This window comes from Delftia sp. HK171, assembly GCF_001886655.1.
Classification (GTDB): Bacteria; Pseudomonadota; Gammaproteobacteria; order Burkholderiales; family Burkholderiaceae_C; genus Comamonas; species Comamonas acidovorans.
Map to the genome: position 1 here is coordinate 4,934,552 of NZ_CP018101.1, position 24,710 is coordinate 4,959,261.

Here is a 24,710-nt window from a genome sequence, read left to right on the forward strand (position 1 = left end):
TTTAGCGGTTTTTCAAACGGGCCAGAATTTTTTCACGGCCCAGCAGCTCCAGCACCGCGTCCACCGAAGGCGTGTGCGCCGTGCCCAGCGTCAGCACGCGCACCGGCATGGCCAGTTGCGGCATCTTCAGGCCCTGGGCCTTGAGCACTTCCTTGATCAAAGCGGCAATGGCTTCCTTGCTCCACTCCACCGAGGCGATGCCTTCGGCGAAGGCGTCCAGGGCGGGCGCCACGGCGTCGGTCACATGCTTGGCCAGGTCTTCGGCGTTGCGGTCGAAGGCGTCCACATAGAACAGGCGCACCCAGCCGGCCAGATCGACCAGGGTTTCGCAGCGGTCCTTGAACAGGGCGCAGATGCGCGGCAGGCGGTCATCGGCATCGAGCAGCGCCTGGTCCAGACCGGTCTTGAGCACGAAGGGGCGCACCAGCTCTGCCAGGGCCGCATCGTCCAGCGCCTTCAGGTGCTGGGCGTTGACCCAGCGCAGCTTGGCCTCGTCGAACTGGCCTGCGCTGCGGCCCAGGTGGTCGAGGTTGAACCACTCCAGGAACTGGGCGCGGCTGAAGATTTCGTCGTCGCCATGGCTCCAGCCCAGGCGGGCCAGGTAGTTGACCATGGCGTCGGGCAGGTAGCCTTCGTCGCGGTACTGGGTGACGGCCTTGGCGCCGTTGCGCTTGCTCATCTTCTCGCCCTGCTCGTTGAGCACGGTGGGCAGGTGGGCGAACACAGGCACGCTGGCGCCCAGCGCCTCGAAGATGTGGATCTGGCGCGGCGTGTTGTTGACGTGGTCATCGCCACGGATGACATGGGTGATGGCCATGTCCATATCGTCCACGCAGACGCAGAAGTTGTAGGTGGGCGTGCCATCGGGGCGCGCGATCACCAGGTCGTCCAGCTCGCTGTTCTGGAACTCGATGCGGCCCTTGCACTTGTCCTCCCAGGCCACGACGCCGCCCTGCGGCGTCTTGAAACGCAGCACGGGACGCACGCCTTCAGGCACGGGCGGCAGCACCTTGCCTTCTTCAGGGCGCCAGGTGCCGTCGTAGCGCGGCTTTTCCTTGTTGGCCATCTGGCGCTCGCGCAGGGCGTCGAGTTCTTCCACGCTCATGTAGCAGGGGTAGACATGGCCCGAGGCCTGCAGGCCGGCCAGCACCTCCTTGTAGCGGTCCATGCGCTGCATTTGATAGAACGGACCTTCGTCATGGTCCAGCTGCAGCCAGGCCATGCCTTCGATGATCACGTCCACCGAGGCCTGGGTGGAACGCTCCACGTCGGTGTCCTCGATGCGCAGGATGAAATCACCACCCGTGGCACGCGCGAAGGCCCAGGGATACAGGGCCGAGCGGATGTTGCCCAGGTGGATGAAGCCCGTGGGAGACGGGGCAAAACGGGTTCGTACTTTTTGTGTCATTGCAGGGTATCCAGTCCGCGGGACAGATCGTTCTTGATGTCGCCCAGATATTCCAGTCCGACGGAGATGCGCAGCAGGCCCTGGCCGATGCCGGCGGCACGGCGCTGCTCTTCGCTCAGGCGGCCATGCGAGGTGCTGGCCGGGTGGGTGATGGTGGTCTTGACGTCGCCCAGGTTGGCCGTGATCGAGCACACCAGGGTGCTGTCGGCCACATGGAAGGCGTTGGCGCGCAGCTGTTCGGCGCCCTCGCCCACCACGTCGAAGGAAAGCACGCCGCCGCCCATGCCGTTTTGCTGGCGCATGGCCAGCTCGTGCTGCGGGTGACTGGCCAGGCCCGGATAGTACACACGGGCGACCTTGGGATGGGCCTCCAGCCAGGTGGCCAGCTCCAGCGCGGCGGCGCTTTGCGCCTTGACGCGCAGGGACAGCGTCTCCAGGCCCTTGAGCACCACCCAGGCGTTGAACGGCGCCAGGTTCAGGCCGCCGCTGCGCAGGAAGGTGCCCATGACCTTGTCCACCAGCGCCGTCGTGCCGCAGACCGCGCCCGACATGACGCGGCCCTGGCCGTCCAGCAGCTTGGTGCCGGAGTGCACGACCAGGTCGGCACCGAACTGGGCGGGCCGCTGCAGCGCGGGCGAGGCAAAGCTGTTGTCCACCGCCAGCAGCGCGCCATGGGCGTGCGCCAGTTCGGCCAGCGCGGCGATGTCGCACAGGTCGGTCAGCGGGTTGGTCGGCGTCTCGGCGAACAGCAATCGCGTGTTGGGACGGATGGCGGCCTTCCAGGCCTGCACATCGGTCTGCGAGACAAAGCTGGTCTCGATGCCGAAGCGCGCCATCTCGCCGCCCAGCAGCTTGATGGTGGAGCCGAACATGGACTGCGAGCAGATCACATGGTCGCCCGCCTTGAGCGTGGTCAGCGCCACCAGCAAGATGGCCGACATGCCGGTGGACGTGGCCACGGCGCATTCCGTGCCTTCCATGGCGGCCAGGCGCTGCTCGAAGCTGGTCACCGTAGGATTGGAGGTGCGGCTGTAGGTGTAGCCGGGCTCTTCGTTGGCGAAGCGGCGCGCTGCCGTTGCGCAGTCAGGCTGCACGAAGCTGCTGGTCATGTACAGGGCTTCGCTGTGCTCGCCCCACTGGCTTCGTTCCACGGCCACGCGCAGGGCCAGCGTATCGGGATGCAGGCCTTCGGGAAGTGTCTTGTTCGTCACGTTGATGGTCCTTGGGGTCGGGCGCGGCCCGCCGATGGCGGCGGTGCCCGGAAAAAAGGAGCTAGAAACACTTGTCACCTGGGGACTTGCTGGGCGTTGCAGCCTGCAGTCCTCCAGCACCAGCGCTTTTAGCTCATTTGTCAAAAAAGGGCGGGCCTCAGGCCCGCCCCCGTATTGTCACTGAAGCCCGATCGCTCAGGCTCGGGCTCGGGCTCAGGCTTCCTGGGCGTTGGGCAGGGACAGGCGCGAGGCGTCGCTGGACTCTTCCTCGCCGCCGCGGTTGCGGCCTTCATTGAGTGCCGTGACTTCGTCCTCGGAGATGTCGCCCGTGATGTAGACGCCATCGAAGCACGAGGCCTCAAAGCCCTGCACCTGCGGGTTGATCTTGCCCACGGTCTGCTTCATGGCGGCCACGTCCTGGTAGATCAGCGCGTCGGCACCGATGACCTGGCGGATTTCCTCGACCGTGCGGCCATGCGCCACCAGTTCGGCGCGCGTGGGCATGTCGATGCCGTAGACGTTGGGATGGCGCACCGGAGGCGCTGCCGAGGCCAGGTAGACCTTGACGGCACCGGCATCACGCGCCATCTGCACGATTTCCTTGGAGGTGGTGCCGCGCACGATGGAGTCATCCACCAGCAGCACCTTGCGGCCCTTGAACTCGCTGCCGATGGCGTTGAGCTTCTGGCGCACCGATTTCTTGCGCGAGGACTGGCCCGGCATGATGAAGGTCCGGCCCACGTAGCGGTTCTTGACGAAGCCTTCGCGGTACGGAATGCCCAGCAGCTGGGCCAGCTGCATGGCGCTGGGGCGGCTGGATTCGGGAATCGGGATGATGGCGTCGATCTCGTTGGGGGGCACGGTGGAGACCACGCGCTTGGCCAGCGTCTCGCCCATGTTCAGGCGGGCCTGGTAGACGGAGATGCCATCCAGCACGGAGTCCGGGCGGGCCAGGTACACGTACTCGAACACGCAGGGGTGCAGCTCGCTCTTTTCAGCGCACTGGCGGGTTTCGACCTGGCCGTCGCTGTGCACGAACACGGCCTCGCCCGGGGCGACATCGCGCTCGAGCTGGTGCAGCGTGCCTTCCAGGGCCACGGACTCGCTGGCCAGCATCACCGAGCCGTCGGCACCGCGGCCCATGCACAGGGGGCGGATGCCGAACGGGTCGCGGAAGGCCAGCAGGCCGTAGCCGGCGATCAGCGCGATCACGGCATACGAGCCCTTGATGCGCTTGTGCACGGCGCTGACGGCCTGGAACACGTCTTCGCTCTTGAGCGGCGCGCCACTGCTGGCGCGGGCCAGCTCGTGGGCCAGCACGTTGAGCAGGACTTCGGAGTCGCTCTCGGTGTTGGTGTGGCGGTGGTCGGTGTCGGACAGCTCCTCGCGCAGCTGCTTGGCATTGGTGAGGTTGCCGTTGTGCACCATGACGATGCCGAAGGGCGCGTTCACGTAGAAGGGCTGGGCCTCTTCCTCGCTGGTCGCGTTGCCGGCCGTCGGGTAGCGCACCTGACCCAGGCCCACCGTGCCCGGCAGGGCACGCATGTTGCGGGTGCGGAACACGTCGCGCACCATGCCCTTGGCCTTGTGCATGAAGAACTTGCGCTCCTGCTGGGTCACGATGCCTGCGGCATCCTGGCCACGGTGCTGCAGCAGCAGCAGGGCGTCATAGATCAGTTGATTCACGGGCGCGGTGCTGACTACACCAACGATTCCACACATAGTTGCGTTCCATCCGTTTGCGAAGGTCGCCCTTCGCTGTCTGGGCCGTAGCAGCCACCCATTGGCCACGCCTGCGCCCGATTTCTCTATCCAAACTGTTTCTGCCAGCCGACTCCTGCGCTGCAGCGCCTTGTCATGCAGCCGGCAGATAGCGTCCCCATTCCTGCGGCAGCTGTGGCAAAACCACAGCCAGCGCCTGCATCAGCCATGGCGCCAGGGCTGAATCCTGCCACCACTGCCCCTGGTGCAGCGGCGTGTAGCTGATCACCATCGTTGCCACCAGGGCCAGCAGCGCCCCGCGCAGCACGCCGAACAACGCGCCCAGCGTGCGGTCCACGGGCCTCAGCCCCACCGCCTCGATCAGCCGACGCGACAGCCAGGACACCAGGCCCCAGCCGAACAGCGCCAGCACGAACAACAGCACAAAGCCTGCGGCGTAGCGCAGCTGCATGTCCCAGTCCTGCATGGGCAGCCAAAGCGCCACGTCGGCCGCCCAGATGCGAGCCACGACAAAGGCCACCAGCCAGCCCAGCAGAGACAGCACCTCGTACACCAGCCCGCGCCAGGCGCCAAGCAGCATCGAGGCCAGCACGCAGGCCAGCAAAACCCAGTCCACCGTGGACATACGCTATTTCTGTGCGTCCGTGCTGCTTTGCAAGATGTACGTCACCGCGTCAGAGCTTGATCACCGACGCCGGCAGGCCCTGGCCCTTGACGCGCGCCGCCGCTTTGTCTGCTTCAGCACGGCCGTTGAACGGGCCCACACGCACCCGCGTGCGCTTGCCGTCCTTGGTGTCCACCACCTGCGTGAATGTCTTCAGGCCCGCCAGCTCCAGCTTGGCGCGGATTTCCTGGGCCTTGCCGGCGTCGGAGAAGGCACCGACCTGCACGATGAAGCGTTCGTCCGTCGCCGCGGCCGCCGTTGAAGCGGCGGGCGCGCTGCGTCCTTCCAGCAGGGCACGGGCACGCGCGGCATCGTCGCTCCTGGACGGCTCGGGCTTGGGTTCGGGCTTTGGCTTGGGCTCGGGTTTCGGCTCGGGCTTGGGCTCCGGCTTGTGCTCGGGTTTGGCCGGCTCAGGCTTGGGCTTAGGTTCCGGCTTGGGCTCGGGTTTGGTCTCAGGCTTGGCGGCGGGCTTGGGCTCCGGCTTTGCCTCGGGCTTCGCTTCAGGCTTGACCGGAGCCACCTGGGAAACGGGAGGGGCCACAGGCACGGACGGCACGGACGGCGCCGAAGGCCTGCCCATCGGAACCTCTTCCTCATCGGCACCCAGCGAGGCCTGGGCCGACACGCGGCCCGTCGGCGCAGCCGCGCCATGCGAATGGGCGTCCACGGCATTGGCGCCGGGCACGACCAGGGGCGCAACCTTGTCGCGGTCAGGAATCTCGATGGGGATGTCTACGGGAATCGGACGCGGCTGGGTGTCGAACAGCAGGGGGAAACCCACCACGCCCGCCAGGACCAGCACGGCAGCGCCGATGAGGCGGTGGCGCGCCCGGCGGCGCATGACATCGACGCTTTCCGCCTGTCCCAGCCGTGTGGGCCGCCTCGATGCGGACGACGAATCACCGTCGTCTTTTTTGCCGGGCCAACGAAAATTGAAAAATGCCATGGAGTGCGGACTCGTTCATATCGGCCACCACAGCGGCCACGATGGCCGCCTGCGGTGCGGATCACTGGATTCAGGTGCCCAGATGCTTGGCGTTCAGCCGGGGCGGGCCGTCCTGCAGCACGCCGCCCACCGTGAAGAACGAGCCAAAGACCACGATTCTATCAGTGGGACCTGCGGCCAGAACCGCTGCATCCAGCGCCAGCTGCGGGTTTGCGAAGGTGGCCACCGACAGCTCGCGGGGCACGCCGGGCGCGGGCGGCAGGGCTTCGATCTTCTGGCGCAGCACTTCGGCGCTTTCGGCACGCGGCGTGGGCAGGTCGGTCAGGTACCAGCGGTCGATCAGCGGTGCGATCCTGCCCAGCATGGGCGCCAGGTCCTTGTCGTGCATGGCGCCGAACACCGCATGCGTGCAGGGGAAGTAACCCATGGCGTCGAGGTTGGCCGTCAGCGCCGCCACCGAATGCGGGTTGTGCGCCACGTCCAGCACCAGCGTGGGCTGGCCCGGAATAATCTGGAAACGCCCTGGCAGCTCGACCATGGCCAGCCCCGTGCGCACGGCCTGGGCCGTGACCGGAAGGCGGCTGCGAATGGCTTCGAGCGCGGCCAGCGCACCCGATGCATTGACCAGCTGGTTGGCGCCGCGCAGCGCCGGATAGGCCAGGCCCGCATAGCGCCGCCCGCGTCCGGCCCAGCCCCACTGCTGCTTGTCGCCCGAGAAATTGAAGTCCTGGCCCAGGCGCCAGAGATCGGCGCCAATGGCCTGTGCATGGTCCAGCACGCTTTGCGGCGGCATGGGATCGCTGACCACCACCGGCCGACCGGCGCGCATGATGCCGGCCTTCTCGCGGCCGATGCTCTCGCGGTCCGGGCCCAGGAATTCCACATGGTCGATGTCGATGCTGGTGATGACGGCGCAATCGGCGTCGATCACGTTCGTGGCATCCAGCCTCCCGCCCAGGCCCACCTCGAGAATCGCCACATCCAGCCTGGACTGGCTCATCAGCCGCAGGATGGCCAGCGTGGTGAATTCGAAATAGGTGAGCGCCACTTCCGTGCCCTGCACGCGCGCCTGCTCCACGGCCTCGAACTGCGGCAGCAGCTCGGCTGCCTTCACGATCTCGCCGCCCACGCGGCAGCGCTCCTCGAAATGCACCAGATGCGGCGATGTGTAGACGCCGGGACGAAAGCCCGACTGCAACGCCACGGCCTCCAGCATGGCGCAGGTCGAGCCCTTGCCATTGGTGCCCGCCACCGTGATCACGGGGCAGTCGAAACGCAGGTCCAGGCGCTGGGCGACTTCGCGCACGCGATCCAGGCCCAGCGCGATATTCTTGGGGTGCAGGCGCTCGCAATATGCGAGCCATGCATCCAATGTGGGAAATGAGGTGTGCATACTGCGCGCTATTGTTACCCAGGGACAGTGTCCTTATGGGGTCCTCGCCATCCGCGGACTGCGGCAACTGCAACCAATCATGACCACCTCAAACACTGTGACGCTCTACGGCATTCCCAACTGCGACACCGTCAAGAAGGCCCGCGCCTGGCTTGCCGACCAGGGCATCGCCTACGAATTCCACGACTTCAAGAAACAGGGCGTCCCTGCCGCGCAACTGCCTGCCTGGATGCAGGCCGTGGGCTGGGAAAAGCTGCTCAACCGCCAGGGCACGACCTGGCGCAAGCTCGACGCCGACACCCAGGCCGGCGCCCAGGATGCTGCCGGTGCCGCAGCCCTCATGCAGCAGCAGCCCAGCGTCATCAAGCGCCCGGTCGTCCAATGGCCGCAGGGACGCATCACCGTGGGTTTTGCGCCCGATACCTGGGCAGAGCTGGCCCACGAGGGCAAGCGCTAACACTGCCGTCAAGCCTGGAACAGCTTATTACGTGGATTTACGCGGCCGCAAACTGCTTTTCGGGCCCGAGGAATACACTTGCATGGAGCCTGGCAGGAAGTACCGCCAGCGCAACAGGAGTGCAATCATGAAATCCCTGGTTCTTTTGACGCTGGCGGCCACGACCGCCACCGTAGCCCTGGCCCAGGAGCAAGGCCGGGTGCTTTCCGTGACCCCGGTGACGCAACAAGTGGCCGTGCCCCAGCAGGTCTGCCGCGATGAGAACGTCTACTCGGGCCAGCGCAGCACTTCGGGCGCGGGCGCCGTGCTGGGTGCGCTGGCGGGCGGCGTGGTGGGCAACGCCATCGGCCACGGCGGCGGACGCGCTGCGGCCACGGCAGCCGGCGTGATTGGCGGCGCCATGCTGGGCAACCAGGCTGAAGCCTCGGGACAGCAGCCCCAATACCAGACGGTGCGCAACTGCACCACCCAGACCTACTACCAGAACCGCGCCGTGGCCTACGACGTGGTCTATGAGTACGCGGGCCGCAACTACACGACGCGGACCGCCACGCCGCCTGGCGACTGGATTGCACTGAGCGTGCAGCCCGCAGCCAACAGCGGCGCCTACGGCAGCAATGGTTACTACAGCACCAACCAGCCGCCCCAGGCCGCGTACTCCACCACGCCCGTGCCGCCGCCCGTGGTCTATGAAAACAATTACTACGACGGTGGTTACTACCCGGCCCAGCCGGTGCAACCGGTGTATTCGGCCGGTGACTATGTGGCGCCCGTGGTGATTGGCGCAGCCCTTGCTGCCGGCGTGTACTACGCCTCGCGCCCCAGCTATCACGGCTGGCGCGGCGGCTACCGCCATGGCTGGCGCCGCTGAGGCCGCCATGCGCTCACCCCGCAAGCCCCGACAAGGGGCTTTTTGCATGGCGGCGGCCAGCACGTACGGGCAGCGGCCGGGTGCTGGCCTAAAATGGGCGGTTTAGTCCACCCTCTGCCCAGCTTCCATGACCACCGAAACCATCTCTGGCATCACCCTGACCACCAAGGCCAATGTCTATTTCGACGGCAAATGCATCAGCCACGGCTTCACGCTGGCCGATGGCACGAAGAAGTCTGCCGGCGTGGTGCTGCCCAGCCAGCTGACTTTCGGCACGGCCGCTGCCGAGATCATGGAATGCGTGGCCGGCTCCTGCGAGTACAAGCTCGACGGTTCGGACCAGTGGCTGACCTCCAAGGCCGGCGAGTCCTTCCAGGTGCCTGCGAACTCCAAGTTCGACATCCGCGTGACCGAGGCCTACCACTACATCTGCCACTACGCCTAAGCGCCTGAGCGCCTGAGCAGACCGACGCATTCGACCTGACGGCGCCAAGGCGCCTTCCGTGTTTTCCGGCAGCCGCGTCCCGCACGCCAGCCGCCATCGTTATTGAGAGAAGCATCGTATGGAAACCATCCTGCAAAACGTTCCCGTCGGCCAGAAGGTCGGCATCGCCTTCTCGGGCGGCCTGGACACCAGCGCTGCCCTGCGCTGGATGAAGAACAAGGGCGCCCTGCCCTACGCCTACACGGCCAACCTGGGCCAGCCCGACGAGGCCGACTACGACGAAATCCCCCGCAAGGCCATGGAGTACGGCGCCGAGCAGGCCCGCCTGATCGACTGCCGCTCGCAGCTGGCCGGCGAAGGCATTGCCGCCATCCAGGCCGGCGCCTTCCACATCTCCACGGGCGGCATCACCTACTTCAACACCACGCCCCTGGGCCGTGCCGTGACCGGCACCATGCTGGTGGCCGCCATGAAGGAAGACGACGTCAACATCTGGGGTGACGGCTCGACCTTCAAGGGCAACGACATCGAGCGCTTCTACCGCTACGGCCTGCTGACCAACCCCGCGCTGAAGATCTACAAGCCCTGGCTGGACCAGACCTTCATCGACGAGCTGGGCGGTCGCGCCGAGATGTCGGCCTTCATGACCAAGGAAGGCTTCGGCTACAAGATGAGCGCCGAGAAGGCCTACTCGACCGACAGCAACATGCTGGGCGCCACGCACGAGGCCAAGGACCTGGAGTTCCTGAACAGCGGCATCCGCATCGTCAACCCCATCATGGGCGTGGCGTTCTGGAAGCCCGAAGTCGAGGTCAAGGCCGAGGAAGTGTCGGTGACCTTTGACGAAGGCCGCCCCGTGGCCATCAACGGCAAGGAAATCGCCGACCCCGTGGAGCTGTTCCTGGAAGCCAACCGCATCGGCGGCCGCCACGGCCTGGGCATGAGCGACCAGATCGAGAACCGCATCATCGAAGCCAAGAGCCGCGGCATCTACGAAGCCCCCGGCATGGCCCTGCTGCACATCGCCTACGAGCGCCTGGTGACCGGCATCCACAACGAGGACACCATCGAGCAGTACCGCATCAACGGCCTGCGCCTGGGCCGCCTGCTGTACCAGGGCCGCTGGTTCGACCCGCAGGCCATCATGCTGCGCGAAACCGCCCAGCGCTGGGTGGCCCGCGCCGTGACCGGCACCGTGACGCTGGAACTGCGCCGCGGCAACGACTACTCCATCCTGAACACCGAATCGCCCAACCTGACCTACGCTCCCGAGCGCCTGTCGATGGAAAAGGTCGAGGACGCGCCCTTCAGCCCCGCCGACCGCATTGGCCAGCTGACCATGCGCAACCTGGACCTGATGGACACGCGCGACAAGCTGGCCATCTACTCCAAGGCCGGCCTGCTGTCGCTGGGCACCAGCACCGCCCTGCCCCAATTGGGCGGCAAGGAATGACCTACACCCCCTGAGCGGCTGACGCCGCTTCCCCCTCTCTACTCGCTTCGCGAGGGAGGGGGACGACGCCCTCGCTGCGGGGCGGCCCTTGCTCGGCGTCCCTGGCATGGGACGCGCCCGCCAAGCACGCGACGCCATGGGCCAGAAAATCGCACACTTGCATCCCACAAGCCGCCGCAAGGCGGCTTTTTTTACGCCCTCGCTACCAGCGCGCGCCCTCGAAGCGCTGCACGAGAAAATCCAGCAGCGCGCGCACGGCCACCGGCAGGTGGCGGCGCGAGCTGTACAGCGCATGCACGGTCAGCGGCTGCGGGCGCCAGTCCGGCAGCACCAGCTCCAGCTGGCCGGCCTGCAGCATGGGCTGGACCAGGTAGGTGGGCTGGAAGGCGATGCCCGCACCCTCGACGGCAGCGGCGGCCAGCACGGTGGCTTCGTTGGCGTTGAACCAGGTGGTGACGGCGATCTGCTGCTCATCGCTTTCGTCGTCACGCCGCGCCAATTGCCAGACATTGCGGCCCACGCGCATATGGCCCAGGCAGCGGTGGGCCTGCAACTGGGCCGGTGTCTGCGGCCGCCCTGCCGCGTCCAGGTAGGCAGGCGAAGCCACCAGCACCGATTCGCACACGGCCAGCGGCCGGCCGATGAGTGCGGCGCCCGGATCGGCGCTGATGCGTATGGCCAGGTCGATGCGCTGCTGCACCAGGTCCAGCGCGCCGTCGTCCACCAGCAGGTCGATCTTGAGGTGCGGGTGCAGCCGCATGAACTGCGCAATGGCCGGCGCCATCTGCGCATGGCCGAAGGACATGCTGCAGGTCACGCGCAGCAGGCCGCGCAGCTGGCTGTCGCCCGTGCGCATTTCGCCTTGCACCTCATCGGCCAGGGCGAGCATCTGCTGGCTGTAGCGCAGGCACTGCGCACCGGCATCGGTGAGCGAGACGCGGCGCGTGGTGCGGTGCAGCAGGCGCGCGCCCAGCCACTGCTCCAGCGACTCCACATGGCGCGTGGCCATGGCACGCGACAGGTCCAGCCGCTCGGCCGCCGCCGTGAAGCTGCCGCATTCGGCCACCGTCGCAAACACCTGCATCGCCAGCAATCGGTCCATGGATCTGCTCGATTTCTGCAACAAACAAGCGCATATTCTGCGGTTTATCTGCTCGATTTCAAAAACTAAAGTACCACCCATGGCAGCACGGCGCTGCCACCCGTTTTCTGTCTTGTGCTTTTTTCAAAGGAAATCGACATGCTTCGCACCACCGTGCTTTCGCTCACCCTGGCCCTGTCGGCCGGCCTGTCCCATGCCCAGGCGCCCGCCCCGCTGCAGATGAAGGTCTACCAGGCCGACGAACACAGCTTTGCCGTGACCTCCACCCTGATCACCGGCGCCAAGGAGGCCGTGGTCGTGGACAGCGGCTTCACCCGCGCCGACGGCCTGCGCATTGCCGCCAATGTGCTGGACAGCGGCAAGCAGCTGACCACCATCCTCATCAGCAATGCCGACCCCGACTACTACTTCGGCGCCGAGGTGCTGAAGAACCTGTTCCCGCAGGCCAAGGTCGTGGCCACGCCCGCCGTGCGCGAGAAGATCGAGTCCAAGCTGCAGGGCAAGCTGGCCTTCTGGGGCCCCAAGATGGGCGCCAACGCCCCCAGCCATCCCGTGCTGCCCGAAGCCCTGCAGGGCAATACGGTGACCGTGGACGGCCAGACGCTGGAGCTGCGCGGCACCACCGGCCCGCTGGCCCATCGCCCCTATGTCTGGGTGCCTGCGCTGCAGGCCATCGTCGGCAACGTGGGCGTGTTCGGCAACCTGCATGTCTGGACGGCGGACACGCAAAAGAGCGCCGAGCGCAAGGCCTGGCTGGCGCAGCTGGACGAGATGCAGGCCCTCAAGCCCGCCGTCGTCGTGCCCGGCCACATGCAGGCCGGCACCGCCATGGACGCCAGCGCCATCGCCTATACACGCGACTATCTCCAGCGTTTCGAGGCCGCCGCCGCCAAGGCCACAAACAGTGCCGAGCTGATCGGCGCCATGAAGCAGGCCTACCCGCAGGCCGGCATGGCGCTGTCGCTGGACATTGGCGCCAAGGTGAACAAGGGCGAGATGCCCTGGTAAGCAGGCACTTTCACAAAAATCCTCATGGAACCTGCATGCCGCGGCCTTGATCCAACGAATTGCCGCCCTCATTCGTCGTGGCGGCAGGAGGTGCAGCCATGAAATACATGAAGCATTGGCAGGACCCGATCAATGTCCTGCTGGGAGCCTGGTTGGCGGTCTCGCCCTGGGTGCTCGGGTTCCAGGACCAGATGGCGCCCACGGCCAATGGCGTGGTCATCGGCCTGGCGCTGATTGCCGCTGCGCTGGGGGCCATCTTCATGCCCCGCGCGTGGGAGGAATGGACCGAAGGCTTGCTGGGACTGTGGATGGTGATCTCGCCCTGGGCGCTGGGCTTTGCCGGCCAGATGGATGCCATGCGCAATGCCGTGGTGTCCGGCGTGGTGGTCATGGTGCTGGCGCTGTGGGTGCTGATGACCGACAAGGACTACATGAGCTGGCGCAGCAGCCACTCCGCCCACTGATGCGCTGAAGCACTGAAGCGCTGATACAAAGCAAGCAAAGCGGCCCGCAGGCCTTCATGGCCTGCGGGCCGCTGTTTTTTTGAGGCCGTCGATCGATCAGACCACGACGGGCTCGGGCTCCAGGCGGATGCCGAATCGCTCGTAGACGCTGGTCTGTATCGCGCCGGCCAGCGTCATGACCTCGCCGCCGGTGACGCTGCGGTCCACGCTGTGCCGGTCGCCCCGGTTGACCAGCACCAGGGCCTGCTTGTCATACACCCCGGCGCGGCCCATGGATTTGCCCTTCCAGCCGCAGGCATCGATCAGCCAGCCGGCGGCCAGCTTGATGGAGCCGTCATCCATGGGGTAGTGCACGATCTTGGGCTCGCGCGCAATGATGTCGGCGCACTGCTCGGGCGTCACCGTCGGGTTCTTGAAGAAGCTGCCGGCGTTGCCGATCTGATCCGGGTCGGGCAGCTTGGCGCGGCGGATCTCGCAGACCCAGTCGAAGATCTGGCGGGCCGTGGGCTCGGCCACGCCAGCCTCGGCCTGGCGGCGCTGCAGGTCCAGGTAGCCCAGGCCGGGCTTCCAGTCCTTGGGCAGGGCCAGGCGCACGCGCGTGATCACGGCGCGGCCCTTGAGGCCCATGCCGCGCGGCGGCACGCCGCTCATGCGCGCCCGCGCCACGGGCGTGGGCTCGGCCGGGGCGTGCTTGAACACCGAGTCGCGGTAGCCGAAGGCGCATTGCGCGGCATCCAGCGTGAAGGACTCGCCCGTGGCCAGGTCGATGGCATCCAGCGACTCGAAGCGGTCCTGCAGCTCCAGCCCGTAGGCGCCGATGTTCTGCACCGGCGATGCGCCCACGGTGCCCGGAATCAGCGCCATGTTCTCCAGGCCGCCATAGCCCTGCGACAGGGTCCAGGCCACCAGGTCGTGCCAGCGCTCGCCGGCACCGGCCTCGACGATCCAGTGGCGCTCGGTCTCGCGCAGCAGGCGCATGCCCGCTATCTCCATCTTGAGGACCACGGGATCGACATCACCCGTGATCACCACGTTGCTGCCGCCGCCCAGCACGAACACGGGCTGGCGGCCCCACAGCGGATCGGCCAGGAAATGGCGAATATCCTCATCGCTGCGCACACGCACCAGGGTGTGGGCACGGGCGGCGATGCCGAAGCTGTTGCAATGCTGCAGCGGAACATTTTTCTCGACTAACATCAGCCGGATTGTCGCACCGCGTCCCCACGCCTCCGGCACCGCGCCCGCATCGCCCGGTCCCGCGCTGCGATACTTTTTCAGAACATTTACAGGAAATATTTGCCATGCCTTCTTTTGACACCGTGTGCGAAGCCGACTTCGTCGAAGTGAAGAACGCCGTGGAGAACACCGCCAAGGAAATCGGCACGCGCTTCGACTTCAAGGGCACCTCGGCCGCCATCGAACTCAAGGACAAGGAAATCACGCTGTTCGGCGATGCCGACTTCCAGCTGCAGCAGGTCGAGGACATCCTGCGCAACAAGCTGACCAAGCGCAGCGTGGACGTGCGCTTCCTGGACATCCAGAAGGCCCAGAAGATCGGCGGCGACAAGCTCAAGCAGACCATCAAGGTCAAGAACGGCATCGAGGCCGAGCTGGGCAAGAAGCTGCAAAAGCTGATCAAGGACAGCAAGCTCAAGGTGCAGGCCGCCATCCAGGGCGACGCCGTGCGCGTCACGGGCGCCAAGCGCGACGACCTGCAGGCAGCCATGGCCCTGATCCGCAAGGACCTGGCCGACCATCCCCTGTCATTCAACAACTTCCGCGACTGATCGCCCGGCCTCCGCCCCTGCACCACAAGCCCCATGCGCCACCTGCGTGCCGTACTTCTGAGCCTGGCCGGCGTGGCCGCTGCGCTTCCGCCGCTGGCGGCAGCGCAGTCCGTGGCACTCAGCGGCGTGCTGGGCAGCAAGGCCTTGCTGGTCATCGATGGCGGCACGCCACGCGCTCTGGCGGCCGGCGACAGCCTGCAGGACGTGCGCGTGCTGCAGGTATCGGGCGACACGGCCGAGGTGGAAATCAAGGGCCGCCGCCAGACATTGCGCCTGGGCGAAGCGCCCATCAGCCTGGGCGGCCGGGGCGCGGCAGCGGGCGATCCCGCGCTTGGCCGGCGCGTGGTGCTCAAGGCCGACAACCGGGGCCATTTCATCGAACGCGGCCAGATCAATGGCAAGACCATGGTCTACATGGTGGACACGGGCGCCAGCTCGGTCGCCATAGGCCGGTCCGACGCCGAACGCATGGGCCTGCCCTTTCTCAAGGGCCAGCCCGTGATGATGCGCACCGCCAACGGCGACGCCCAGGGCTGGAGCCTGCGGCTGGACTCGGTGCGCGTGGGCGATGTCGAGGTCTTTGGCGTGGACGCCGTGGTCGCCCCTCTTGCCATGCCCTATGTGCTGCTGGGAAACAGCTTTCTGGCCCACGTCCAGATGACCCGCCAGGGCAGCGAGATGGTGCTGGAGCGGCGCTGATGCGGCCTGCACGCGCCCCGTTTTCCGCACCCCGCCACCGATGAGCCGACGCCCCGACGATTCCTACGAAGACCTGCTGGGCCTGTGGTCCGACCTGGAGGCCGCGCTGTCCGTGCTGCTGTCCGCGCCGCTGCAGGTGCAGGGCTTCCTGGTCAAGCTGCAGCAGATCGACCTGTGGCTGCAGGAGTTGATCGCCCACGACAGCGATGCCGCGCTGTACCTGATGTTCCAGCGCGCCTGCTCCTCCACCGTGGGCTACAGCGCCTCCCATGCCCTGGTCTGCGCCTGCCTGTGCCATGTGCTGGCGCGCGAGCTGCGCCTGAACGAGACCGAGCACCGCACCCTGGTACGCGGCGCGCTGACCATGAACATCGGCATGAACGCGCTGCAGGACGAACTGGCGCTGCAGCGCGAGCCGCTGACCCCCGCCCAGCAGCAGGCCGTGCAGCGCCATCCGCTGCAAAGCCAGGCCCTGCTGGCGCGTCTGTTCGTCAACGACGCGCAGTGGCTGGAACTGGTGGCCCGCCACCATGAAGCCGTGCCCCAGCAGCCCTTGGCCACACTGCCCCCGGTGCAGCGCCTGGTGCGCATCCTGGGCACGGTGGACCGCTACGCGGCCCTGATCAGCCCGCGCAAGTCACGCGAAGGCCGCAGCGCCGCCGAGTCGCTGCGCGCGCTCACCCAGCAGCAGCGCTACTCCGACGAGGTGGGCTTCGCGCTGGTGCGCGCCGTGGGCCTGTGCCCGCCGGGCACCTACGTGCGGCTGGACAACGGCGATATCGCCGTGGTGCTGCGCCGTGGCGAGCCGCCACAGCCGCCGCTGGTGGCCAGCGTGATCGGCGCCGACGGCGCCAGCCTCTACCCGCCCGTCATCCATGAAGGCGAGGACGGCCCCCGCATCCGCTCGGCACTGGCGCGCGCCGCCATCACGCTGGAGCTGGACCCGCGCACGCTGGCGCAGCTGGGCGTGCTGGCCGCACGCGGCAGCCAGTCGCTGTACCGCATGGTGCAGGTGCCGGGTCCGCTGTAGCGCACTGCCGGCCGTCAGTCGGTCGACCATCTGCCGTCCATCGGCCATCAATCGGCCTTGATGCCCGCCTGCCGGATCACGGCGCTCCAGCGCTGTATCTCGTTCTGCACCCATTGCGTGGCCTGCTCGGGCGTGTTCGCCACCACGGACAGCCCCATCTCCGCCATCTTCCGGCTGGCCTGCGGCTGGGCCAGTGCCGCGTTGAATTCCTTGTTCAACCGGGCGACGGCGGCCGCAGGCGTGCCGGCCGGGGCGCCTATGCCAATCCAGTAGTCGATGTCCATGGCGGGGATGCCGGCCTCTTTGGCACAAGGCACATCAGGCAGCGTTGCATTGCGCTCCGAGCCCGTCACCATCAGTGCCCTGAGCTTGCCGCTTCGGATGTAGGGCAGCGCCGTGGGGACCGAAGTGATGAGGGCCTGCACCTGGTTGCCCATCAGGTCGGCCAGCACGGCGCCCGCGCCCTTGTAAGGCACATGGACCAGGTCCGCGCCCGTTGCGCTTTTGAACAGCTCGCCGGCCAGGTGGGTGTTGGTGCCGTTGCCGCCAGAGCCGTAGTTGAGCTTGCCGGGCTGCGCCCTGGCCAGCGCAATGAACTCGCCCACGCTGCGCGCCTGCACCTGGGGGTTGACCACCAGCACATGGGGCACCTTCACCGCCGTGGTGACCTGGGTGAACGCCTTGCGCGGATCGAAGGGCAGGTTCGGCATCAGGCCGGCTGCAATGGCATAGGACAGCTCCACGGTCAGCAGCGTCTGGCCGTCGGGCGCGGCACGTGCGGCCGCGCTCCAGCCCACCACGCCGCCACCGCCGGTGCGGTTGTCCACCACCAAGGCAGAGCCCAGTCCCGGCGCGGCGAACTGCGCGATCACGCGCGTCACCAGATCGGCGCTGCCGCCTGGCGCATACGGCACGATGATGGTCACGGGCTTGCCCTGGGCCGCCGCCCAGGTGGGGCCGAGGCAGGCTGTGCCGGCCAGCGCCAGCATGGCGCGACGAGAGATGAGGGATGGCATGGCGGTCTCCTTGGAATGATGGCTTGGACGAATAAGTCGGGTGAATCGGGTGAGTCGGGTGAGATGGGATCGATGGGGCAGGCGAGGCAGATGGCTCCGGTGATGCAGCGTCATTCGGGCTGCGCCTGGCCCAGCCGGTACACGCGGCTTGCCGTTCCTTCGAAAAGGGCCTGGCGCTCGGCGGCACTTGCGCCCGCCGCCAGCCGCTTGAAGGCGTTCCAGCAGGTGGCGTAGCTGAAGGAGCCCTTGTCCACCGGGAAATTGCTCTCGAACATGCAGCGGTCGGCGCCGAATGCCTCGATGCAGGTCTCCATCCACGGTCTCCAGGCCGCAGCCAGTTGCTCCGAGGCCGCAGGCCTGTCCGCTTTCTCGAAGCCGAATCCGTTGATGCGCATGCCCAGCCCGCCGAGCTTCACGTACACATTGGGCAGCCGGGCCAGGGCCTGCATGGAGGCCTTCCAGCGCTCGAACACATCGGCATGCCGGCCTTCATAGGCGCCGATGCGCGCCACGCCCCCGCAGTGGTTGATGATCACGGCCGTCTGCGGAAAGGCCAGTGCCATGTCCAGCAGCTCCGGCAGCTGCGGAAAAAGCAGCCAGGCATCGAAGGAAAGCCCCAGCGGCGCCAACTGCGCCACGCCCTGCCGGTAGGCCTGGTCCAGCAGCAGGCCCTGCGGCGCGGCGGTCAGGGGATTGACCAGGGAACTGTCCGCGTCCCAGGTCGCCAGGTGCCGGATGCCGCGAAAGCGCCCCTTGCCGGCCTCCAGATGGGCCAGCAGCACCTCGCGCACCGCCGCACCGGCGCGCAGGTCCGCATATCCGACGATGCCCTGCGCCAGGGCACAGGCCGCATGGCCTTGCCTGTGCTCCTGCACGTCCTGCGCCGCCTGCACCACGAATTCGGTCTCGCCCACCGGCTGCATCGCCTGCGGGCCGGCAGTGCGGTAGCGCGTCAGTGCCTGCATGTAGACCGAGGCACGGACCCTGTGGCCCGAGCCCGCGTCGGCCAGGTACTCGTCCGCCAGGTAGCGCCAGCCCGGTCGATCGTAGAAATGGTGGTGGGCATCGACGATGGCCAGCGATGGCTCAAGGATCTCCTCCTCGTGCAGGCCCAGCCAATCCGGCCTCACCGGTAGATAGTTGCCCATGTGCGTTTCGTACCCTTTTTCAAAGTTCTATCTAACAGAATTAAGATCTATCAAATAGAACTATAGTCAGGCATCTACGGCACACGGACAAGGGCAAACCCGCTGGCGGACGCGGCCAGCGACGAACCGGCAGCAGCTTGCCCGGCGATCAGGAATCCACGAAAGAGGTCGGTATGGAGATCAGGCGCCGGCCCACAGGCCCGCATGGTGGCCGCGCGTGAAGGCCTCTTCCAGCACCGAGTAGCCGGCCCAGTCGGAATGCGCGAACCACAGGCGTCTCGTGCCCGGCGTGGGCAGCAGGGCCACGCGCTCGCCGGCGCACTGCGCGCTGCGGCCCCGGTGGAGCGACTGCAGCGCCACCTGGCTGAGCAGTTGCTGGTCGCCAGGCCGGGGAATGGCCATGGCGTGGCCGTAGCGCGTGATCTCCATGCGCGTGGCCTTGTGCAGCAGGTCGGGATGGGGGACGAGCAGGCTGCCGACGATGCGGTCCCGCCAGAAGCCGAAGGGCTGGCCCAGCAGTTGCGCACGCCCGTCAGGCCAGTCGCCCAGCGCCTGGTAGTAACTGAGCACCGTGGGCCGGGGCGTGAGCCGGTCCAGGCCCTGGTGGCCCGCGTCCACGTAGCCCAGACCGCCCGCATTCGGATCGGCAAAGAGCACGTTGTCCCAGGCAGGATCGGCGCCGGGCCGGTCAGCCAGCGGCCGCTGCAGATGGATGTTGGCCACCAGCCAGGGCGCCCAGTCCAGCCGGCCCGCCACCGCGCGCAGGAAGTCCGGCGCATCGCGCACCACGCGTGCCGCGATGAAGCTGGGCAGGGCCACGACGCAGCGCGCGGCCAGCCAGCGCTCGTGCTGCTGGCGGCCATGGTGGTAGACGTCGATCTCCACACCGTCGGCACCTTCGGCGATGGATAGCACGCTGCAATCCGTCTGCAGGTCGGTGGAGCCCAGCCCTGCCACCAGCTGCTGTGAAAGCCAGCCATTGCCCTGGGGCCAGGTCAGCACGGCATCACCCGCCTCTTCGGCAGTGCGCTCGTCCTGGCGGCGCGGGGCCGAGAAACCATGGCGGCTGGCGAAATAGTGAATGCCTGCCCAGGCCGATACGCGCGCCAGGCCCGCGCCAAAGTCGTCGCGGCAGCAGTACTCCAGATACCAGATCAGCTGCGCATCATCGATGCCCTGGCTCGTCAGCCAGGCCTGCATGGTCTGGCCGTCCAGCGCGGCATGGGCGGCGGGCAGACGGCCCTCGCGCTGCCAGACACGGATGGACGGCATGGCAAAGGCCGCCCTGTCCATCTCCTGGGCCACGCTGCGCGCAAAGAGTTCGTACTGCTCCAGCGTGCGCGGCGCCACGCCATCGACGGGCAGCAGGCCCTCATGCCAGGCGCCCTGCCAGAACAGGCGCTCCTGCGGGCTGTGGCACAGATGGCGCTCGTCGTACTGCCAGCGGCCCGCGCGGCGCTGGCGCAGACCCAGGGCCTCCAGCCAGTCCTGCACCTCGGCCGCATCGTCGCCGGGCAGGGGCAGATAGTGGGCACCCAGCGGACAGGGCAGGCCCGCAATGCTGCCGCCCTGGCTGTTGCCGCCCATGGCCTGCTGCGTGTCCAGCAGGGCCACGCCCTGCACTCCCGCCAGCTCCAGTGCGCGCGCGGCGGCCAGGCCTGCCATGCCGCCGCCGGCAATCACCACCTTGGCACGGTGCACCACGGCCGGCGGCGGCAGCGCCAGGCCCTGGGCCAGGCGCTGCCAGAACGCGCGCAAGGCATGGCCGCGCTCCAGCGCCACGCCGCTGAATCCGCCGGGCAGGTCCTCAAGCCGCGGTGGCGTTGGCGTACAGCCGGACAGGCCCAGGCCCAGGGCCGCGCCGCCGGCCAAGCCCTGCAGCCATTGGCGCCGGCTCCACAGGGGCAAGAGGCCGGTGCTCAACGCTCCACCCTGCCCCATTCGCGCTCGTAGGTATTGACCAGCACCTGGTTCGACAGGCGGTTGACCTCGGCCGGCACACGCGCCATGTCCAGCGGGAAGTCGAACATCAGCGCCATGGTCTGCGCGCTCAGAAAGCGCAGGCCCGCAGGCAGGGCATCGGGCTCGCGCCAAGGCCGGTGGCTGGCGATGACGAAGCCCCATTCGCCAAAACTGGGCACATGCGCGTGGTAGGGCGTGGCCTGCAGGCCGATGGATTCGATGGTCTGCACCACGGTCCAGTAGCTCTTGCGTGCGATCAGGGGCGAGGTGGTCTGCACCACGGCGTAGCCGCTGGCCGCCAGGCGCTTGTCCAGCAAGGCATAGAAGCTGTTGGTGAACAGCTTGCCGATGGCGAAATTGGTCGGATCGGGGAAATCGACGATGACCACGTCGAAGGTATCGCCGCCCTGCTGCAGCCAGTGGAAGGCATCGGTATTGAGGATGTGCACGCGCGCATCGCTGAGCGCTTCGCCGTTGAGCCGGCGCAGCATGGCGTTGTCCTTGAACAGGTCGGTCATGGCCGGGTCCAGCTCCACCAGGGTGACCGACTCCACCGAGGGGTACTTGAGCACCTCGCGCACGGCCATGCCGTCGCCGCCGCCCAGCACGGCCACGCGCTTGGGCGCACCATGCGCGGCCATCACGGGGTGGACCAGGGCCTCGTGGTAGCGGTACTCGTCGCTTTGGGCGAACTGCAGGTTGCCGTTGAGGTACAGCCGCGCGCCCTGGCGCCCCTGCGTCACCACGATGCGCTGGTAGGGCGAGCTGCTGGAGAGCACGATGCGGTCCTGGTAGAAATGGTCGTCGGCCAGGCGCGTCAGATGGTCGGCGCCCCAGATGCCCGTGCCCAGCAGGGCCAGCACGGCCGCGCAGGCCAGGGCATGGGCGCGCGGGCGCCGCAGTTCATGGCGAAACAGCAGCAGTGCCCAGACCGCCACCGCCGCATTCATGAAGCCGAACAGCAGCCCTGTGCGCACCAGGCCCAGCTTGGGCACCAGCAGCAGCGGAAATGCCAGCGACACGGCCAGCGCGCCCAGGTAGTCGAAGGTCAGCACCTGGGACACCAGGTCCTTGAGCGTCACATTGCGCTTGAGGATGCGCATCACCAGCGGAATCTCCAGCCCCACCAGCGTGCCCACCACCAGCACCATGCCGTACAGCAGGAACCGGAACGCGCCGGGCGCGTAGGCGTTGGCAATGAACAGCGTGGCCGGCAGCGCGCCGCCGACCAGGGCCACCATCAGCTCGATGCGCAGAAAGTGCGCGGGCAGATGGTCCTCGAAATAGCGCGAAAGCCAGGAGCCTATGCCCATGGCGAACAGATAGCTGCCGATGATGGTGGAGAACTGCAGGACCGAGTCGCCCAGCAGATAGGAAGCCAGCGCACCTGCAGCCAGTTCGTAAAGCAGGCCGCAGGCCGCGATCACGAAGACGCTGACCAGCAGGGCGATGTCGATGGGACGCGCCGGCTGCGCGCCGGCAAGAGGGGCTGAGGTTTGCACGGCCGGTATTGTGCGCGATGCGCCCCTTCCCGCGTGCAACGCACACCGTGCAAAGCGGGAAGGAGCGCAGCGCCTCGGGCGCCGCCGTCAGAACTGGTAGTTGGCGCTGACCAGAACGCTGCGCGGTGCGCCTGGCATGGAGCTGGAGCGCCAGTACTGCTTGTCGAACAGGTTGGACAGCGCCACGGTCACCGTCCAGGCGTCCTGGCGCCAGCCCACCAGCGCATCCCAGCGCGTGTAGCCGGGCAGGAGGGCCGTGTTGGCGGCGTTGGTGAAGCGGCTGCCCGTGTAGGTCACGCCGACTTCGCCGTACCAGGGTCCCTTGGGCGCATAGCGCAGGAACAGGTTGCCGTTGCGCTTGGCCGTGTCACGCAGGTACAGGCCCACGTTGGCGGGGTTTTGCGCGTCTTCAGCCACCTTGGCCTCCATGAAGGCCACGCCGCCGCGCACATACCAGGAACTGGCCACGCGGCCGGCCGCGCTGAACTCGATGCCGCGCGAACGGTCCTTGCCCCGGATGGCCCAGGTGTAGGGATCGTTCTCGGGATCGGGGCGGTAGCGGATGTTGTACTTCTCCAGCTGGTAGACGGAGACCTGGGTGGACAGCGCGCCGCCCAGCCAGTCGCTCTTGACGCCGACCTCGGACTGGCGCGAGTACTGGGGCTCGTCGTCCGGCACCGCGCCCACGGCGGTTTCCACGGACAGGATGCCGCGGCCGCCATAGGGCGAATAGCTCTTGTTCCAGGACGCATAGAAGCTGTGCTCACGCACCGGCTGCCACACCACGCCCACGCGCGGGCTGAAGCCGTTGCCGTCGGTCTTGCGCGTGAGGTTGGCGATCTTGTTGGTGCTCTGGAAGTCATAGCTGTCGTAGCGCAGGCCCAGCAGCAGCTTCCACTGCTCGGTCAGGCTGACCAGGTCCTGCATGTACAGCGCCTGGCCCTTGCCCTTGTGATAGTTGTCCTGGGTCGGATTGCCCTGCGCCGGACGGCTGGGCCAGACGATGGGCTGGAACGGATCGTAGGAGAAGGTGCTGCCGGGCTGGCCGACGCGCGGCGCGCGCTCTTCCTCGCTGGCCTCCAGGCCCACCAGCAGGTCGTGCTTGATGCTGCCCGTGCTGAACTTGCCCGTCAGGTCCAGCGTGTTGGACAGCGTGGTGTTGCGGGTCTGCTGCCAAGCGTAGTTGGGCGTGATCTTGCCGGTCGCGGCGCGGTAGGTACCGGCGAAATAGTGGTCGAAGTCCTGGCTGGCCTCGCGCTTGCTGGCCACCCAGCGCAGACTCCAGCGGTTGTTGAAGTCATAGGACAGGTCGGAGCGCAGCACGCGCAGGCGATCTTCCACGTAGTCGCCCGGTGCCGCGAAGCCCTTGCGGATGGAAACGCCGGCTGGCAACTGGTCATAGACCGGGCCGCGATCGGGCACGCGCCAGACGTTGTCATAGGTGTACTGGCCGGTCCAGCGCCATCCCGTGCGGGTGTCCACCAGGATGCTGGGCGAGACCATCTCGTTGCGGTTGCGTATGCCTTCGCGGAAGCTGTGGGCCTGCTCGCGGTCGGCCGTCAGGCGCACGGCCACGTTCTCGTTGAGCACGCGGTTGATGTCGATGGTGCCACCCACGTTGTTCCAGGAGCCGCCGCGCAGCGTGATGCTGCTCTTGGCGTCGAAGCGCGCCTGCTTGCTCACCATGTTGACCACGCCGCCGCCCGCGCTGCGGCCATAGAGCACCGAGGCCGGTCCCTTGAGGATCTCGATGCGCTCCACATTGGCCGTGCTGCGGCGCACCTGGCCGCTTTCGCGCACGCCGTCGCGGTAGATATCGCTCTCGTCGGCCTTGAAGCCGCGGATGTACACGCCCTCGCCACGCATGTCGTAGGTGGTGTTCACGCCCGGCACGCCGTCCAGCATGGTGGCCAGGTCGTTGATGCCGTAGCTCTTGTACTTGTTGACCTCCAGCGTATCGATGGTCTGCGGGATGTCCTTGGGCGCCAGGTAGGTCTTGGTCGCCGTGGTCACGCCTTCGGGGCGCACGTCGTCAGGGTCGTACTGGGAAGCGTTGACCTGCAGCGTGGGCAGGGTGTGGGCCTGTTGAGGCTGCGTCTGCGTCTGCGGCTGCGTCTGTGCCTGGGCCGGATCGGCAGGAACGGCTGGAGCGGCCTCCTGGGCATGGACCGCGCCCGCCAGCGCGGTGGTGATGATGCCAGCGGTCACACCCGCTGAAAGCCTTGCCCTGCGGGCGGCTTGATGGTCTGTCATGGAAACCCTCTCTTCGAATGAAGGGGGCGATTCTATTTAGAATGCAAACGAATATCATTTGCAAACTCACTATCAACAAGGAATTTGTTGCGACGCAGCAACGCCACCATGCGCAGCGCAGCCGCACCTTTTCAGGCGGGCTGCGTGTCGGCGGGAGATGGGGAGTGCG

22 protein-coding genes are annotated in these 24,710 nt (G+C 67.2%); 9 read left to right on the forward strand and 13 right to left on the reverse strand.

Going from position 1 to position 24,710, the window contains the following annotated elements:
- Position 1: 1 nt before the first annotated feature.
- The 6 genes from gltX to folC all read right to left on the reverse strand — a co-directional run bounded on the left by gltX (position 2) and on the right by folC (position 7,344).
- Complete coding sequence (gltX, locus tag BO996_RS22095) at positions 2–1,408, reverse strand: glutamate--tRNA ligase (protein ID WP_065347882.1); 1,407 nt, start codon at positions 1,406–1,408, stop codon at positions 2–4.
- Positions 1,405–2,619 (reverse strand): O-succinylhomoserine sulfhydrylase, encoded by a 1,215-nt coding sequence (locus BO996_RS22100; RefSeq protein ID WP_013801588.1) that lies wholly within the window; start codon positions 2,617–2,619, stop codon positions 1,405–1,407. The genes gltX and BO996_RS22100 overlap by 4 nt, the downstream gene beginning before the upstream one ends.
- Positions 2,620–2,832: 213 nt before the next feature.
- Positions 2,833–4,341 (reverse strand): amidophosphoribosyltransferase, encoded by a 1,509-nt coding sequence (purF, locus tag BO996_RS22105; RefSeq protein WP_034395856.1) that lies wholly within the window; start codon positions 4,339–4,341, stop codon positions 2,833–2,835.
- A gap of 133 nt (positions 4,342–4,474) precedes the next feature.
- Entirely contained in the window at positions 4,475–4,966 is a 492-nt protein-coding gene (locus BO996_RS22110; protein ID WP_012206569.1) for a CvpA family protein, read from the reverse strand.
- Between the two features lie 49 nt (positions 4,967–5,015).
- A complete protein-coding gene (locus tag BO996_RS22115; protein WP_071956427.1) occupies positions 5,016–5,951 on the reverse strand; it encodes an SPOR domain-containing protein in 936 nt (311 codons plus the stop codon).
- A gap of 70 nt (positions 5,952–6,021) precedes the next feature.
- Positions 6,022–7,344 carry a bifunctional tetrahydrofolate synthase/dihydrofolate synthase gene (folC, locus tag BO996_RS22120; protein WP_013801586.1) on the reverse strand — a complete coding sequence of 441 codons (1,323 nt, stop codon included), beginning with the start codon at positions 7,342–7,344 and terminating at the stop codon, positions 6,022–6,024.
- Between the two features lie 79 nt (positions 7,345–7,423).
- On the opposite strand from folC, the gene BO996_RS22125 reads away from it, so the two are divergent.
- The 4 genes from BO996_RS22125 to argG all read left to right on the forward strand — a co-directional run bounded on the left by BO996_RS22125 (position 7,424) and on the right by argG (position 10,570).
- Positions 7,424–7,801: an ArsC family reductase gene (locus tag BO996_RS22125; RefSeq protein ID WP_063325854.1), complete on the forward strand. Its 378-nt coding sequence runs from the start codon at positions 7,424–7,426 to the stop codon at positions 7,799–7,801.
- A 127-nt stretch (positions 7,802–7,928) separates the two neighbouring features.
- On the forward strand, positions 7,929–8,672 hold the full coding sequence (locus BO996_RS22130; protein ID WP_013801584.1) for a glycine zipper 2TM domain-containing protein: 744 nt from the start codon (positions 7,929–7,931) through the stop codon (positions 8,670–8,672).
- Positions 8,673–8,799: 127 nt separating this feature from the next.
- Positions 8,800–9,117 carry a pyrimidine/purine nucleoside phosphorylase gene (gene ppnP / locus BO996_RS22135; RefSeq protein ID WP_012206574.1) on the forward strand — a complete coding sequence of 106 codons (318 nt, stop codon included), beginning with the start codon at positions 8,800–8,802 and terminating at the stop codon, positions 9,115–9,117.
- A gap of 118 nt (positions 9,118–9,235) precedes the next feature.
- Positions 9,236–10,570: an argininosuccinate synthase gene (argG, locus tag BO996_RS22140; protein ID WP_013801583.1), complete on the forward strand. Its 1,335-nt coding sequence runs from the start codon at positions 9,236–9,238 to the stop codon at positions 10,568–10,570.
- Positions 10,571–10,772: 202 nt separating this feature from the next.
- Here the strand turns inward: argG and BO996_RS22145 are convergent, their stop codons facing one another.
- On the reverse strand, positions 10,773–11,672 hold the full coding sequence (locus tag BO996_RS22145) for a LysR family transcriptional regulator (RefSeq protein WP_071956428.1): 900 nt from the start codon (positions 11,670–11,672) through the stop codon (positions 10,773–10,775).
- Positions 11,673–11,810: 138 nt separating this feature from the next.
- Here BO996_RS22145 and BO996_RS22150 point away from each other — a divergent pair, with 138 nt between their 5' ends.
- Together BO996_RS22150 and BO996_RS22155 are read left to right on the forward strand one after the other, a co-directional pair.
- Positions 11,811–12,680, forward strand: a complete 870-nt coding sequence (locus BO996_RS22150; RefSeq protein WP_071956429.1) for an MBL fold metallo-hydrolase — start codon at positions 11,811–11,813, stop codon at positions 12,678–12,680.
- 98 nt (positions 12,681–12,778) lie between these two features.
- Positions 12,779–13,144 carry an SPW repeat protein gene (locus tag BO996_RS22155; RefSeq protein WP_043819628.1) on the forward strand — a complete coding sequence of 122 codons (366 nt, stop codon included), beginning with the start codon at positions 12,779–12,781 and terminating at the stop codon, positions 13,142–13,144.
- Between the two features lie 96 nt (positions 13,145–13,240).
- On the opposite strand, the gene murB is transcribed toward BO996_RS22155, so the two are convergent.
- Positions 13,241–14,341, reverse strand: coding sequence for a UDP-N-acetylmuramate dehydrogenase (gene murB / locus BO996_RS22160; protein ID WP_043819630.1), 1,101 nt, complete (start codon positions 14,339–14,341; stop codon positions 13,241–13,243).
- Between the two features lie 104 nt (positions 14,342–14,445).
- Here murB and BO996_RS22165 point away from each other — a divergent pair, with 104 nt between their 5' ends.
- From BO996_RS22165 to BO996_RS22175, 3 genes are read left to right on the forward strand one after another with little or no spacing between them, the layout of a single operon-like run.
- The gene (locus BO996_RS22165; protein ID WP_012206580.1) at positions 14,446–14,931 is read left to right on the forward strand and encodes a YajQ family cyclic di-GMP-binding protein; all 486 of its coding nucleotides are present in this window, start codon (positions 14,446–14,448) and stop codon (positions 14,929–14,931) included.
- A 33-nt stretch (positions 14,932–14,964) separates the two neighbouring features.
- Positions 14,965–15,630, forward strand: a complete 666-nt coding sequence (locus BO996_RS22170) for a retropepsin-like aspartic protease family protein (protein ID WP_012206581.1) — start codon at positions 14,965–14,967, stop codon at positions 15,628–15,630.
- Between the two features lie 40 nt (positions 15,631–15,670).
- Positions 15,671–16,660 (forward strand): HD-GYP domain-containing protein, encoded by a 990-nt coding sequence (locus tag BO996_RS22175; RefSeq protein WP_071956430.1) that lies wholly within the window; start codon positions 15,671–15,673, stop codon positions 16,658–16,660.
- 47 nt (positions 16,661–16,707) lie between these two features.
- Here the strand turns inward: BO996_RS22175 and BO996_RS22180 are convergent, their stop codons facing one another.
- The 5 genes from BO996_RS22180 to BO996_RS22200 form a co-directional block, all read right to left on the reverse strand.
- On the reverse strand, positions 16,708–17,676 hold the full coding sequence (locus BO996_RS22180) for a Bug family tripartite tricarboxylate transporter substrate binding protein (protein WP_071956431.1): 969 nt from the start codon (positions 17,674–17,676) through the stop codon (positions 16,708–16,710).
- Positions 17,677–17,786: 110 nt separating this feature from the next.
- Complete coding sequence (locus BO996_RS22185; protein WP_071956432.1) at positions 17,787–18,824, reverse strand: amidohydrolase family protein; 1,038 nt, start codon at positions 18,822–18,824, stop codon at positions 17,787–17,789.
- A gap of 180 nt (positions 18,825–19,004) precedes the next feature.
- Positions 19,005–20,765, reverse strand: coding sequence for an FAD-dependent oxidoreductase (locus tag BO996_RS22190; RefSeq protein ID WP_052155267.1), 1,761 nt, complete (start codon positions 20,763–20,765; stop codon positions 19,005–19,007).
- Positions 20,744–22,288 (reverse strand): polyamine aminopropyltransferase, encoded by a 1,545-nt coding sequence (locus BO996_RS22195; protein ID WP_034395892.1) that lies wholly within the window; start codon positions 22,286–22,288, stop codon positions 20,744–20,746. The genes BO996_RS22190 and BO996_RS22195 overlap by 22 nt, the downstream gene beginning before the upstream one ends.
- Positions 22,289–22,375: 87 nt before the next feature.
- Positions 22,376–24,541: a TonB-dependent receptor gene (locus tag BO996_RS22200; RefSeq protein WP_071956433.1), complete on the reverse strand. Its 2,166-nt coding sequence runs from the start codon at positions 24,539–24,541 to the stop codon at positions 22,376–22,378.
- Positions 24,542–24,710: the final 169 nt, after the last annotated feature.

Bases quoted from the DNA above. Each gene is read 5' to 3' on its own strand.
- purF (WP_034395856.1), bottom strand. From the start codon at position 4,341: ATGTGTGGAATCGTTGGTGTAGTCAGCACCGCGCCCGTGAATCAACTG.
- BO996_RS22115 (WP_071956427.1), bottom strand. From the start codon at position 5,951: ATGGCATTTTTCAATTTTCGTTGGCCCGGCAAAAAAGACGACGGTGAT.
- murB (WP_043819630.1), bottom strand. From the start codon at position 14,341: ATGTTAGTCGAGAAAAATGTTCCGCTGCAGCATTGCAACAGCTTCGGC.
- BO996_RS22145 (WP_071956428.1), bottom strand. From the start codon at position 11,672: ATGGACCGATTGCTGGCGATGCAGGTGTTTGCGACGGTGGCCGAATGC.
- BO996_RS22200 (WP_071956433.1), bottom strand. From the start codon at position 24,541: ATGACAGACCATCAAGCCGCCCGCAGGGCAAGGCTTTCAGCGGGTGTG.
- BO996_RS22125 (WP_063325854.1), top strand. From the start codon at position 7,424: ATGACCACCTCAAACACTGTGACGCTCTACGGCATTCCCAACTGCGAC.
- BO996_RS22110 (WP_012206569.1), bottom strand. From the start codon at position 4,966: ATGTCCACGGTGGACTGGGTTTTGCTGGCCTGCGTGCTGGCCTCGATG.
- folC (WP_013801586.1), bottom strand. From the start codon at position 7,344: ATGCACACCTCATTTCCCACATTGGATGCATGGCTCGCATATTGCGAG.
- BO996_RS22170 (WP_012206581.1), top strand. From the start codon at position 14,965: ATGCGCCACCTGCGTGCCGTACTTCTGAGCCTGGCCGGCGTGGCCGCT.
- BO996_RS22165 (WP_012206580.1), top strand. From the start codon at position 14,446: ATGCCTTCTTTTGACACCGTGTGCGAAGCCGACTTCGTCGAAGTGAAG.
- ppnP (WP_012206574.1), top strand. From the start codon at position 8,800: ATGACCACCGAAACCATCTCTGGCATCACCCTGACCACCAAGGCCAAT.
- BO996_RS22175 (WP_071956430.1), top strand. From the start codon at position 15,671: ATGAGCCGACGCCCCGACGATTCCTACGAAGACCTGCTGGGCCTGTGG.
- BO996_RS22180 (WP_071956431.1), bottom strand. From the start codon at position 17,676: ATGCCATCCCTCATCTCTCGTCGCGCCATGCTGGCGCTGGCCGGCACA.
- BO996_RS22150 (WP_071956429.1), top strand. From the start codon at position 11,811: ATGCTTCGCACCACCGTGCTTTCGCTCACCCTGGCCCTGTCGGCCGGC.
- BO996_RS22155 (WP_043819628.1), top strand. From the start codon at position 12,779: ATGAAATACATGAAGCATTGGCAGGACCCGATCAATGTCCTGCTGGGA.
- BO996_RS22190 (WP_052155267.1), bottom strand. From the start codon at position 20,765: ATGGGGCAGGGTGGAGCGTTGAGCACCGGCCTCTTGCCCCTGTGGAGC.
- BO996_RS22130 (WP_013801584.1), top strand. From the start codon at position 7,929: ATGAAATCCCTGGTTCTTTTGACGCTGGCGGCCACGACCGCCACCGTA.
- argG (WP_013801583.1), top strand. From the start codon at position 9,236: ATGGAAACCATCCTGCAAAACGTTCCCGTCGGCCAGAAGGTCGGCATC.
- gltX (WP_065347882.1), bottom strand. From the start codon at position 1,408: ATGACACAAAAAGTACGAACCCGTTTTGCCCCGTCTCCCACGGGCTTC.
- BO996_RS22185 (WP_071956432.1), bottom strand. From the start codon at position 18,824: ATGGGCAACTATCTACCGGTGAGGCCGGATTGGCTGGGCCTGCACGAG.